General features: G+C 36.2%; 8 protein-coding genes. 3 read left to right on the top strand and 5 right to left on the bottom strand.

What is annotated here, in order from left to right:
- Positions 1–166: 166 nt before the first annotated feature.
- The gene (locus ISU00_RS03750; protein WP_228852705.1) at positions 167–1147 is read left to right on the top strand and encodes a ribonucleotide-diphosphate reductase subunit beta; all 981 of its coding nucleotides are present in this window, start codon (positions 167–169) and stop codon (positions 1145–1147) included.
- Positions 1148–1333: 186 nt separating this feature from the next.
- The gene (locus ISU00_RS03745; RefSeq protein ID WP_228852704.1) at positions 1334–3814 is read left to right on the top strand and encodes a ribonucleoside-diphosphate reductase subunit alpha; all 2481 of its coding nucleotides are present in this window, start codon (positions 1334–1336) and stop codon (positions 3812–3814) included.
- Between the two features lie 60 nt (positions 3815–3874).
- On the opposite strand, the gene ISU00_RS03740 is transcribed toward ISU00_RS03745, so the two are convergent.
- The 3 genes from ISU00_RS03740 to ISU00_RS03730 all read right to left on the bottom strand — a co-directional run bounded on the left by ISU00_RS03740 (position 3875) and on the right by ISU00_RS03730 (position 8221).
- Complete coding sequence (locus ISU00_RS03740; protein ID WP_228852703.1) at positions 3875–4600, bottom strand: DUF6503 family protein; 726 nt, start codon at positions 4598–4600, stop codon at positions 3875–3877.
- Positions 4601–4689: 89 nt separating this feature from the next.
- A complete protein-coding gene (locus ISU00_RS03735) occupies positions 4690–6963 on the bottom strand; it encodes an inorganic phosphate transporter (RefSeq protein WP_228852702.1) in 2274 nt (757 codons plus the stop codon).
- Between the two features lie 67 nt (positions 6964–7030).
- Positions 7031–8221 carry a porin gene (locus ISU00_RS03730; protein ID WP_228852701.1) on the bottom strand — a complete coding sequence of 397 codons (1191 nt, stop codon included), beginning with the start codon at positions 8219–8221 and terminating at the stop codon, positions 7031–7033.
- A 397-nt stretch (positions 8222–8618) separates the two neighbouring features.
- Between ISU00_RS03730 and ISU00_RS03725 the strand changes: the two genes are divergently transcribed.
- Positions 8619–8972: a toxin-antitoxin system YwqK family antitoxin gene (locus ISU00_RS03725; protein ID WP_228852700.1), complete on the top strand. Its 354-nt coding sequence runs from the start codon at positions 8619–8621 to the stop codon at positions 8970–8972.
- 90 nt (positions 8973–9062) lie between these two features.
- Here ISU00_RS03725 and ISU00_RS03720 read toward each other — a convergent pair whose 3' ends face one another.
- Both ISU00_RS03720 and ISU00_RS03715 read right to left on the bottom strand, forming a co-directional pair.
- The gene (locus tag ISU00_RS03720) at positions 9063–10211 is read right to left on the bottom strand and encodes a multidrug transporter (protein ID WP_228852699.1); all 1149 of its coding nucleotides are present in this window, start codon (positions 10209–10211) and stop codon (positions 9063–9065) included.
- A 63-nt stretch (positions 10212–10274) separates the two neighbouring features.
- A complete protein-coding gene (locus ISU00_RS03715) occupies positions 10275–13076 on the bottom strand; it encodes a TonB-dependent receptor (protein ID WP_228852698.1) in 2802 nt (933 codons plus the stop codon).
- Positions 13077–13298: the final 222 nt, after the last annotated feature.

The raw sequence follows: 13298 nt of genomic DNA, 5'->3' as shown, positions 1-13298 counted from the left end.
TACAAAAATCAACTTTTCTCATTATTCTTAACGGGCTGTTCCTTTGTTAAAAACTTGTTAACAATGTTTATGCTCCAGCCTTCATATTTTAAGCTCAAATTTGAATATTTGTTATTCCCAAAAGCCCCCAATTCATTTTGTTTAATTTATAAATTTTGCTTGAATAATGTCTGATTTTGTAGAACCGATACTTCGTGAAAATAAGGATCGATTTGTTATTTTTCCAATTCAACACCATGATATTTGGGAGTGGTATAAAAAATCTGAGGCTAGTTTTTGGACTGCCGAAGAGATAGATTTGCACCAAGATTTAACCGATTGGAATAGTAAACTCAATGACGACGAGCAATATTTCATTAAACATATATTAGCCTTTTTTGCCGCAAGCGATGGAATAGTTAATGAAAATCTGGCTGAGAATTTCGTGAATGAAGTACAATATAGCGAAGCCAAATTTTTCTACGGATTCCAAATAATGATGGAAAATATCCATAGCGAAACTTATTCGTTGTTAATAGACACTTACGTTAAAGATGAAAAGGAAAAGGATATTCTTTTCAATGCTATCGAAAATTTCCCTGCCATCCAGAAGAAAGCTGAATGGGCCTTAAAGTGGATAGAATCTCCAAGCTTTGCTGAGCGTCTTATTGCTTTTGCAGCGGTGGAGGGAATATTCTTTTCAGGAGCTTTCTGTTCCATCTTTTGGCTTAAGAAGCGTGGTCTTATGCCGGGCTTAACCTTCTCTAACGAATTAATCTCTAGAGATGAAGGTGTCCACTGCGACTTTGCCGTGCACCTGCACAACAATCACTTAGAACAAAAAGTTTCTAAAGAACGAATCACCGAAATCCTTACAAATGCCCTCGATATAGAGCGAGAGTTCATTACAGAATCTCTCCCTGTCAGCCTTATCGGTATGAATGCCAATCTTATGGCCCAATACCTTGAATTTGTTACCGATAGATTGCTAACCGAATTGAATTGTGATAAAGTATATAATACTGCCAATCCATTCGATTTTATGGACATGATTTCTCTTCAAGGAAAAACCAATTTCTTTGAGAAGAGAGTTTCCGAGTACCAAAAAGCTGGCGTTCTTAATAAAGAAGAAGAGAAGGACAAGTTCAGTTTCGACGCAGATTTTTAAGCGCGTTTAACCTGTAAATCAGGTTTCAAACATTCAAAGAAATTATTGTATCACCGTTTTACGGAGTCAATTTTTATAACCAATTTTAAACAACAAACCCGGTGAGGGAGTACCCCTTCAGCACCTATAGTACTAATTAACCCATTTTCTGAAGGCGTATCAGAAAACTAAAAACTTAAAGAAACAATGTATGTAGTAAAAAGAGACGGTCGAAAGGAACCTGTGATGTTCGACAAAATCACCGCAAGAGTGAGAAAACTATGTTATGGTTTAAATTCATTAGTTGACCCAGTAAAAGTGGCAATGAGAGTTATTGAAGGTCTTTATGATGGGGTAACCACGAGCGAGTTGGATAACTTGGCAGCTGAGATTGCTGCTACATTAACAACTGCGCATCCAGATTATGCCCGTTTGGCTGCTCGAATTTCGGTTTCTAACCTTCACAAGAACACTAAAAAGACGTTTAGTGAGGTTATGACTGATTTATATACATATGTTAATCCAAGAACAGGTAAAGAAGCGCCTCTTTTGGCTGATGATGTTTATGAAATTATAATGAAAAATAAGGAGTTGTTGGACTCCACAATTATCTATAATCGTGATTTTGGTTATGATTATTTTGGATTTAAAACATTAGAACGATCATACCTCCTTAAGATTAATGGTAATATAGCTGAACGCCCTCAGCACATGTTGATGCGCGTTGCAGTTGGGATACATTTAGATGATATGGAAGCGGTTGTTGAGACCTATGAACTTATGTCTAAAAAGTATTTTACACATGCTACGCCAACACTATTTAACTCTGGTACGCCTAAACCACAAATGTCTTCTTGTTTTCTTCTAACTATGAAGGAGGATAGTATAGATGGTATTTACGATACATTAAAACAAACTGCAAAAATATCCCAATCAGCCGGTGGAATCGGTTTAGCAATCCATGATGTCAGGGCTACCGGTAGCTATATTGCTGGTACCAATGGTACCTCAAATGGTATAGTGCCAATGCTTCGTGTTTTCAATGATACAGCTAGGTATGTCGATCAAGGAGGCGGAAAGCGTAAGGGTAGTTTTGCAATCTATATTGAAACTTGGCATGCCGATATTTTTGATTTTCTCGACCTTAAGAAGAACCACGGTAAGGAAGAAATGCGTGCAAGGGATTTGTTCTACGCAATGTGGATTTCCGATTTGTTTATGAAACGCGTTCAGGAAGATGGTACTTGGACATTAATGTGTCCAAATGAATGCCCTGGATTAAGTGAAGCGTATGGAGAAGAGTTCGAAGCTTTATATGCCAGGTACGAAGAAGCCGGAAAAGGTAGAAAGACCATTAAGGCAAGGGAGTTGTGGGAAAAAATATTAGAATCCCAAATTGAAACTGGTACACCATACATGTTGTACAAGGATTCAGCTAATAGAAAATCGAACCAAAAGAATCTTGGTACCATAAAGTCTTCAAATCTTTGCACCGAGATTTTGGAATATACTTCACCAGATGAGGTTGCCGTTTGTAATTTGGCGTCCATCGCTTTACCAATGTTTGTAAAAAATGGGCAGTTCGATCATAAAGAATTATTTAAGATTACTAAAAGGGTAACAAAAAACTTAAACAGAGTAATTGATAGAAATTACTATCCGATCCAAGAGGCAGAAAATTCTAACTTTAGACATCGCCCTATTGGTTTAGGAGTACAAGGTTTGGCAGATACATTTATTGCCATGCGTATGCCGTTTACTTCCGATGAAGCTAAAACCTTGAACCAGGAAATTTTTGAAACGTTATATTTTGCTGCAGTTACTGCATCCATGGAGGAAGCTAAAAAAGATGGTCCATACCAGACCTTCAAAGGGTCTCCAATAAGCGAAGGGGAGTTTCAACATAACCTTTGGGGAATTAAAGACGAAGAACTTAGTGGTCGTTGGGACTGGGCCAAGTTGAGGAAGGATGTTAAGAAACATGGGGTTAGAAATTCCCTTTTGGTAGCACCTATGCCAACAGCAAGTACGTCTCAGATTTTAGGGAATAATGAGTGTTTTGAGCCTTATACTTCAAATATTTATACAAGACGTGTGCTTTCAGGTGAATTTATTGTTGTGAATAAGCATTTACTTGAAGATTTAGTAGCCCTTGGATTATGGAACGAAGAGTTGAAGCAGGATATCATGAGAGCTAATGGATCTATTCAACATATCGACATTATTCCTGAAGAAATTAAAGAATTGTATAAAACTGTTTGGGAACTAAGTATGAAAGACATTATTGATATGTCTAGGCATAGGGGATATTTCATCGACCAATCACAATCTCTTAATTTATTTATGGAAGGTGCTACTATGGCTAAATTGACATCTATGCATTTCTATGCGTGGAAGAGTGGATTGAAAACGGGTATGTATTACTTAAGAACCAAAAGTGCTGTTGATGCCATTAAATTCACCTTAGACAATTCCAAAAAAGCCGAACCTGTTGCTGAGAATGAGGAGGTAGATAAGATGGTTATCAATATTCAAAAAGAAAAGGCCGCGCAAACTGCGACAAAATTTGCCGCCCAAACAACAAAAGGTGTGGAGGTAGAGCCTATGTCTGCAGAAGAAATGAAAGCCTTAATTGCGCAAGCTAAAGCATCCGAAGGTGGTGATGACTGCCTAATGTGCGGATCATAATTTATATCTAAGTGTTATGTTTATGCACCCTCTTTTAGCGAGTAGCTAAAAGGGGGTGTTTTATTTCAATACGTCCTCACCTAAAAAACTACCATTTTTATTATAATACCACTTTCTGTTTTTTGGAATTTTAATTCCGCTTATCGTTGTAAGTTCATCGAGTAAAATATATTCACCACTATCTGGAATTATACCCCCACTGGTTTCATCAGTTTTATAAAATTGGTAGGCCTCCAAAGCATAATTTTTTGGATTGAAATAAAAATTCCAAATATCAGATCCTACATTTTTATCATAAGAAACATTAACCTTGATATAATCTTTGCCTTTAAATGTAACAGACTCAGAGGAATGGATTTGGGTTCCGCGATCCATTAACTTCATGGGCAATCCATATAGGTACTCGTAATAATCTTTATAGCGAAAAGCTCTTTCGCAAGTCATATTGTGTTTAAGGGAATCATTAGCCGAAAAATTTTCCATACCATTCAATTTCAAAATACATTTAGTTCCATCCACAATAAAACTAGAGGTAGTGGAGTCTTTGGTGGCATTCAAGGAGAAGTAATTCTCTGGTAGATTTATGGCAATTTCTGAAAAGCGTTTAGTGCCATCTGCCATTTGTAATTCAATTTTCAAACTGTCATTAAAAGTTGACCAATTATTTTGAGGGTCATGAAAGTAAATAGAATTTTTGATAACATTTTCACCATCGGATTTATCCGGACCACAATTGAATATCAAAAAAAATAGAGGTACCACTAAAAGAGAGGATTTAATTTTCATGGAATTTTTCAGTTTATGTGCAAATTAATTCTTTTGTAAAAAAAATCCCGCTGATTATTCAGCGGGATTCATTATTGTAAATCATCGGTCTATTTAATTGATGATCCGTGTGAATCGTGGTACTCCTCAAGCAAATTCATGGTTGCGGTTACAAGATCTTTGGTCTCAATTAATAAACTGAAATATAAGGTCGTGTTTTTCGGACTAGATTCTTCGTGCCTAGTTCTTTGAACTTGCTTTTCAATTCTTTCTGAAAGCAAATCGTAAACCTCATTTTTGTTTCTCAAAATAGAACCAATCTTCTCAAAATTTCGATTTTCAAACGCCTCTTTGGTGCTTGCGAACAACTCTTCAAGATGATTGTCTATTTCTTTAAGCTCCTTAATTTGATTGTATTTTAGCTTTTTATGATTATTGTTAACATGCTTGTAACTTACTTTTGAAATATATTCAAGTGATTGTGCCATGTCTTGCAGGTAACCCAAGACATTGATATAGAAGTTACTCGCGTGAATACTAGAATCGTCTAAATTTTTGATGAAATAGAAAATATTATCCCTCAAATCGTCAATCTCGTTTAGTAATTTACCGACATTCTTCTTGCTTTTCTTCAGAATATCCTGGTCTTGGATTGCCAATCCCTTTATGGAGTTGGTATATATTCTATTACCTCTTTTTACAACATTTGCAATATTAATGGCACTTTCATTAATTACCCCCTGTAAGGATTGACTTTCGGCACGTTTCAAACTATCCTCGGCCTTTGTCTCCTTCATTTTATTTTTATGGGCTACAAAGTTTCTCACCAACAAGATTATTGCCAATAAAAGTAGAACAGCGACCATTACTGGGAAGTTCAAATTCATCAGGTAAACAATGACAGCAGCTGCTACAAAGGCTACAATAGCCGTAAAAAACCATCCACCAATAACATTCAAAACACCGGCAACCCTGTAGACTGCACTATCTGAACCCCAAGCCCTATCTGCTAAGGATGTACCCATGGCAACCATAAAAGTTACGTATGTGGTAGACAATGGCAACTTCATTGAAGTTGCTATTGAAATTAAAACACTAGCAACCATAAGATTAACTGCTGCACGAACCATATCGAATGCAGGCAATTCATATTGTTTGTCTCTAGATAGCGAGATAACTGGCTTTTGAAATCTTTTATCTATTTTTTCTTGCCAAGAATTTGGTACGATATAACTGGCCATTGTACTCATACCCATAGCAAACCTTACTAAATATCTTGAAAGCATGTTAGGGCTGAATCTTTCAGTAGACTCACCTTGTCTAGATAAATTAATCTCCGTTTGGGTAACATATCTAGCTTTTTTAGACATCCATAAGGTTAAGACCATAATTAATCCAGCCACTATTAAGAATAAAGTTGGAGTTGGGACTTTAGAAGCCAGAACTTCCATGCTGAATGCATCGGCCGCAACACCTGATCCAACCCAAGCGTTGTAAGATTGCCAAGCTGCAATTGGTACTCCAATAAAGTTAACCAAGTCATTACCGGCAAAGGCAAGAGCCAAAGCAAAAGTTCCTACAATGATTATTATTTTATAAATATTGGTTTTCAGGAATTTTATTGATAGATAGGAAATTGCAAACCAAATAAAGAAACTAATTAATACAATGGTAAAAACCCTAGATTCTAAAAATTCTTGGATGGTTAGGTTTCCAGTAAATTCAAAAGTTTGACCAGCAAATGGAGTTCCTTTTATCCCTTTAAGAAAAATAAAATAGGTAATCGCCGAAAGTGCAATACCTCCAAATATGGCACCTACCCAATCGGCCTTTCTTTCAAAATTATAGGTTAAAAGTAACCTGGAAACCCACTGCACCAAAGCCCCTATTGTGAATGCGATAACTACAGAGAGTAGAATCCCTAAAATAATTTCTGTTGCCTTACTAGTATTTATATAATCAACAACTTGCCAAAAACTGCCATCTTCGTGGGCAATTTTTATTAATGCCATTGCAACAGCAGCTCCCAATAATTCAAATACAATTGAAACGGTTGTTGAGGTAGGCATACCTACCGTATTGAAAAAGTCTAAGAGTAAAATGTCCGTTATCATCACGGCCATAAAAATGATCATGATTTCGTCGAACATAAATTCACCAGGATTAAATATTCCTTTCCTTGCAACCTCCATTAAACCACTAGAAAATATGGCTCCGAGGGCGATACCTATGCTAGCGGTAATCATAATCGTTCTAAAAGAAATCGCTTTAGATCCGATAGCAGAATTCAGGAAATTAACGGCGTCGTTACTCACTCCCACCACAAGGTCAGCGGCGGCAAGAAAAGCCAAGGCGACGATCATCAATAAATAAATGTTTTCCATTTCAGTGTTAATTTAAGTGCAAATATCCGTTAGGTACTGCTTTATAGTGTTACGTTATTGTTATGAATTAAAAATGTAGTTCAAATTGCAGGCGAAACATATATTCATTACTATCGGTCTGGGCATCTAGCATGCTTATGTCTGACTGAATCTTCAATTTGTGCCCTACAAAATATTTAGATATTCCTATCGTATATTGTTCTACAGGATTTCTCCCCGTTATTTCCTTATCCAATTCCATGTGTGTATAACGACCTAGAAATTGCCAATTAGATTTATTTAAAATTCCTGCTTGTAAATTTAATGCATTTCCTACTTCAACAATGTCTCCAGTAAGAGTTCCATCACTATTTTTTGCAATTGGGTCATCTGCATTTCTGTCCGCATATTCGCCTAAGAATGAAAATCCTCTATATTTTAGATGTGCGTCAATAAAAAATGTAGAAATATCAGTTTCATGAAATCCAGTATCTGTTTCCATATAAGTCCCTAAATTACTTCTCTCTCTAACCGCATTATTGTTGTAATCGTAAGTTACACCTATTGAAAGACGTGGATTTTCATGTCGCTCTAAGTCAGCGCCCGTATAATCACCCTTGCTTTTAAAATTTCCTAACGGTAAAAATTCTACTCGTCCTGTAAATTGATGCCCTCCTTCATTGCCAGAAGTAACATTTCTTCCTTCCCCTTGGGATACAGCAACAATTTCTCTTGTTATAAAATTTCCAAACCAATTGGTTTCATGGTGTAATTGTAATCCGATATCCCGATCAATATTAAATTCTCCATTCAATAACGAACGATCCACAGTTTCCAAATTTGCAGATGAAATTACCCGTTCACGGTTACCAGGGAGTTTGGTCTGCCCAACCCATAATTCGAAATTCTCATAGAAATTCCACATTACCACCGCGTCCATAATGAAACGGGGAGAATTTCTGGTGAATTGCGAGGTTCCGGACATATCCCGGTTTGAGAGACCTAACTCAAATTTATATCTTAATTTAGGGGAAAATGCATATCCATCAAATTTCAATCGTGAACGTCTCACCAAAAAGTTATGTTCTGGTTGATGGTCTTCGCTAAAAATAGAGGATGATAGTAATTGGAAACGCAATCCAACTTTCATCGTCCAGCTACTATCCTGGCCAACCAAGTTAAACAAACCTTTTCCAAATTTAGGAGCATTGCTTTCCTGTGCTTGAAGTGTGCCCGCGAAAAAGCATAAGAATATGCTAAGGGCGTAAAGAAATTTCATTAATCTAATAAGTTTTTGTCGAGGGCAAATGTCCAAAACCAATGTTAAGTTAACGTTTCCTAATCATTAACATTTCATTTAATAAAAAACTGCCCAATTAAGGGCAGTTCTCAGAAATCATACATAAGTCGACAAAAACTATTGATAATATGAAATTCTAATTCGAGCTAATCACTCGAAATACAAATATCCATGGGTATTATCACTAAAATGTAATGGTAATATTAATAAAACATTAAGTCTTTAATAACCACGGTAATACAAAATCTCTATTTTTTAAGTAGTTGTTAAACAAGGTTTTATGTCTTCAATGTTAATTTAATGTTATCTAAACGTTTTATTAATGTAAATTATGGATTATATTTGTTAGGTAAAGATTAATTAAACCCCCTACGATATGAAAAAGATACTTTTTGCCGCTCTTATGTTCTGCACTTTAGTGGTATTTGCACAAAAGGCTCCTGAAAAAGTTTACAATGAATCTACAAATCTAATCCATGCTAAATACTTTCATGATGATGGAAGTATAAGGCAAATAGGTACCTTTACTAAAGAAGGTAAACTTCAAGGAGAGTGGATTACCTATAACAAGGAAGGTGAGAAAACTGCTTTAGCTAAATATGATAATGGCAATCGTGTAGGGAAGTGGTTTTTCTGGGATGGTGATAAAATGAAGGAAGTTGATTATGATAACAACAAGATCATTAATGTTACCGAATGGAAGAATGGATCTAAAGTTGCTAACAATTAGGTTTTCTAATATAATATGATTAAAAAAGCTCTCTGATTTCAGAGAGCTTTTTTTTGGCTAATTCAAACTAATTTATTCAAATAATTACAATTATTCAACGGTCCAACCGGCACCCCAAGTGGCATAGTCCGTACCTGTAGCATTCGCCATGCTTCCACTAAAGAACTGTTCAGCAGTGGCAGTAGGTGCAGAGAACTCAGTTTCTACTGCAGTTTGCGAAACATCCGTAGCAGAAAGATTTCCGTCTATTACTGCTTGATCGCTTCCATCTTCAATTACAAAACCTCTTCCGAAATTTTCAACAATTACATTTGATATGGTTGCCCATGTATCAGCACGTAATCTAAAAGCTCTTCCAGAATCTCCATCACCTATGACAGTTACATTAGTAATAGTTGGGTTAGATACGTAACCGCCTTCATTTGAGAAATCGGTATTGTAACCATCACACTCAAAACCACTATCGTGGCTGCTTCCTACATTCTGTAATACATAAACGTCAGTGATGCTACCTGTCCAACCTTCGGTCCAGTCGATTGAATCATCTTCAGCGTCAACAACGGCTAGGTGACTTGCGTTTACGGTACCTCCAAAAAATTCGAAACCATCATCAGAGCCTTTATATACTTGTACATAATCTATAGTTGTTCCTGTGCCAACTGCATAAACAGAAACACCATTTAATTCGGCATTACCATCAATAGCACCACCTGCATATTCTACGCGTACATATTTTAAAATACCTGAATTATCATCTGGTGTGTTTCCTCCATAAGAAAGTCCTCCAACTTCTGTAGTTGCAGTATCAGTAGATCCGTCTGCAGTAGAGTTGATAGGGGCTTTACCACAAAGTACAATACCTCCCCAATTACCAGAGGCAGGCGAAGAAGCGCTAGATGTAAAAACTATAGGGTTAGAGGAAGTTCCTTCAGCATTGATTTTTGCTCCTTGAAGAATGGCTATATAAGCATTTACCCCTACAGGTTGTGCTTTAATGGTCATACCTGCAGGGATTGTTAAAGTTGTACCAGCAGACATTAGCACTGGTCCGGTTATTAAGTATTCTTCATTTGCATCTAATGTAAGATCGGATGTGTATACACCACTTAAGTTAATAACACCACCTACGGGTACTTCACTTCCACCGTTAATATTAATTACAATGTCCGATGTATCATCACTTTCGCAACCCGAAAAGATGATTGCAAAAGTTAATAGGAATAATAAATTAAATTTCATTTTTGACTTTGATTTAAGTTTTAAATTATAATTGGATAAGTTTTTCATGATTTATTTGTTTGGTTAAAAGGAATATTTGAGGGACACACCTGCTGTTACCCCAACTTTGTATTTATAAATTGTAATATCTCCAAATTCAGTTCCCTCCCTAACTAAAGAAATGTCCGGGTTTAACAAATTGGATGCAGATACATTGATCTCAAAATTGTCTGTGATTGGATTATTCCAAACGAAATCTAAACTTGGAACACTTTTTTCCACTATGTTTCCAAGGCTACCTGAGCCAAGTGAGTAGATACGATCTGAAAAATAAGAACCTACTAGGGTGAACCTGGGTTTAAATTCACCCATTAAAGGAGTATATGTAAAATCCGCATTTAATACCCAATCGGAGGCGCCTTCTAATTTATCAGAAGACCTATCGAATGAGGTTGTAAATGTTCCAGTTGTAGTTTTAAGATCTTGTTTTGTATTTAAATAGGAAGCGTTAAACCCTAGGGCTAAAACTGCTTCATCGTTTTCTCTAGTTAATAGATTTTTCTTAAGTTCTAATTCAGCACCATAAACCTCAGCTTTGTCTCCTGTTCTAAAATAACGTTGAGTACCCGTGGCATCTGCAGCAACAACTCTGTTGACAGGATCATCAATTCGTTTTCCGAATACACCAATTGAGAATATTTCTCCCTCCTTCATAAACCATTCGTATTTCAATTCTGCATTGTAAATGTTGGAATATGAAACACCTGAATTATCAATACCACCTATTAAATCTGGGTTACCTCCAATTCTAACGGTTACATCCTCATAAACAAAGGGAGCCACCTCTTTAAATTCTGGCAGGGACATGGTTTTGCTTAATGCCAATCTAAGATTGGAATCATCGTTAAGGGCATACCTGAAATTCAAACTTGGTAAAAACACAGTTTTTGAAACTTCCCTCATCCCAGGATCATCTTCACGGATATTAATTACGTCGTACCGAATCTTTTGTTTGAAATTTTCAACTCGTATTCCTGGTACGATTAACAATTTTTCACCTGCATTCCATTCTGCGCTTAAATGACCTGCATATACAAAAAGCTGGCCTTTATAAGTTGCTTCGGGAAGACCAGGAACATTTTTGTTTCCTATTTGGTTGGAAATTGCATTTAACGCTACTGTATTGTAAACTGTTGTAATATTGGAATAGTTGAAGATTTCATCTAAGTTGTTTATGTCAACAATTGGAGTATTATCTCTATCTATGATTTCATAACCATAACGTACGCTACTAAACACACGTTCTTTCCATCGGCCATTATAACCAAATTTTAATTTGAAATTTTCATTGAACTCCTTTGTAAAATCAACAAACCCATTATACTCGTTATCATCAATACTCTGGAAGAATCTTTGATTGTCGAATGGAATGTTTGTATAAAAAATGGGATTTGTATTTGGATCATTATCCAAAGCATACTGATAGTTTTCTAGAGAGAAACGTTTTCTGTCTGGCTCATCGGCATAAACCCTGTTATATCCAAATCCCCAATCAGTACTCCAGCCTTGATTCCATTGATGCTCACCTAGAAGCTGGTTTACAAAAACCATATTTTGTGAGAATCGACTATTTGTAACAAAAAAACCAAGATCATTTGGGTCTTCACTAGCGATACCATCACGATTATAACCTTCACCTTTTGTTCCGTAATAACCTACCTCATCACCACCTTCATTTATAAACAAACTCCTAACTTTTAATTTATTCGAATTGTCTATTTTAAAATCGATATTTAATAATGCAGTGGTGTTGGTTTTATATTCGTATTCCTCAATATTTGGGAAATCAACCTTAAGTACATTGGTAAAATCCCTGGCTACACCTTCACGGTATTCGTAACCATTGCTAAAACTTGCACTTCCAAAAATGTTTAATTTGGTATCCTCGTCAAAATTGATGGAAGTTCCTGCTTGAAAAGATCCATTAAAATTTATAGGAGAATTTGCCTCTACAGGATCAACAGGATGTGAAAGAACTACTGCAAAAGGGTTGTTATCGTAACGATTATAGTACCCAAAATAGCTAACTCCTTCATTGCGCACAAAATCTTTACCACTAGCACTTGTATTTACACCACTTCCTAACGACACGCTTAAGAATCCTTCTCCTGTGTATGCTTTTGAAGTAATATTTACATTTCCTGCGGCAAAATCTCCATAAAATCCTGATGTATATGCCTTACTAACTCCGACATTTTCAATAATGTCAGTTGTAAAAAGATCAAGATTTATGTTTTTCTTACTTACATCTGTTGAAGGTAATGTAAGGTTGTTCATAGTGGTGTTTTGGTAACGATCGCCTAAACCTCTAACATAAACATCGCTTGAGCTTTGTTGTTTAGAAATACCTGAAATCTTTGCCACAGCTGCGGCTGCATCACCGACCCCTTTTCTCGATAATTCTTCAGCACCAATACTTTGCTTTATCTCAACGGCCTTTTTCTGGTCCATGAGCAAGGCTACTTCACTTTCCTTTCTTGTTGTAGTTGTGATAACGACTTCATCAAGAGAAGCCGTGCTGGCACTCATTGGGACGTTCACTTCCGTAACCTTTCCAGCCTCAACGGTTACTGGTATTTCTTTGGTATCGTAACCAACAAAACTGAAAACTAAGGTATAATCTCCAGGATCTAAATTTTCAAATATATATAGACCATCTATGTCAGAAGTGGTTCCAGTAGTTGTCCCTTTGATTAAAACATTGGCGAATGCTAATGGCTCATTGTTAAAATCAAGATCTGTTAATTTACCAGAGATAGTCCCCGTCGATTGGGCGATTACGCTCATTGAAAATAACAGTGTGAGGGTATAAAATATTATCTTCATTATTCTTCTTTAATTTCGGGACAAATGTATGGGTGATACTGTAAAGCCAAGGTTAAGCAGGGGTTAAACAACATTAAAGAAAAGGTTACCTTAACGTTAACCGAAGGCGCTCTAGGTGTTACCTAATTGTTAAGAGAATATTGGTTGTGATTGTTTGTAAAACGTGGATAAATCTATCGATTAACATTAGGTGGAATTAGTATCTTGCCATCCTACAATTAA

It is taken from the genome of Aegicerativicinus sediminis (assembly GCF_015476115.1).
GTDB classification, from domain to species: Bacteria; Bacteroidota; Bacteroidia; order Flavobacteriales; family Flavobacteriaceae; genus Aegicerativicinus; species Aegicerativicinus sediminis.
This window is presented reverse-complemented; position numbering and strand designations above follow the sequence as displayed.

What these genes read in the sequence shown, in the direction of transcription:
- ISU00_RS03750 (WP_228852705.1), top strand. Translation starts at nt 167, where the DNA reads ATGTCTGATTTTGTAGAACCGATACTTCGTGAAAATAAGGATCGATTT.
- ISU00_RS03745 (WP_228852704.1), top strand. Translation starts at nt 1,334, where the DNA reads ATGTATGTAGTAAAAAGAGACGGTCGAAAGGAACCTGTGATGTTCGAC.
- ISU00_RS03740 (WP_228852703.1), bottom strand. Translation starts at nt 4,600, where the DNA reads ATGAAAATTAAATCCTCTCTTTTAGTGGTACCTCTATTTTTTTTGATA.
- ISU00_RS03735 (WP_228852702.1), bottom strand. Translation starts at nt 6,963, where the DNA reads ATGGAAAACATTTATTTATTGATGATCGTCGCCTTGGCTTTTCTTGCC.
- ISU00_RS03730 (WP_228852701.1), bottom strand. Translation starts at nt 8,221, where the DNA reads ATGAAATTTCTTTACGCCCTTAGCATATTCTTATGCTTTTTCGCGGGC.
- ISU00_RS03725 (WP_228852700.1), top strand. Translation starts at nt 8,619, where the DNA reads ATGAAAAAGATACTTTTTGCCGCTCTTATGTTCTGCACTTTAGTGGTA.
- ISU00_RS03720 (WP_228852699.1), bottom strand. Translation starts at nt 10,211, where the DNA reads ATGAAATTTAATTTATTATTCCTATTAACTTTTGCAATCATCTTTTCG.
- ISU00_RS03715 (WP_228852698.1), bottom strand. Translation starts at nt 13,076, where the DNA reads ATGAAGATAATATTTTATACCCTCACACTGTTATTTTCAATGAGCGTA.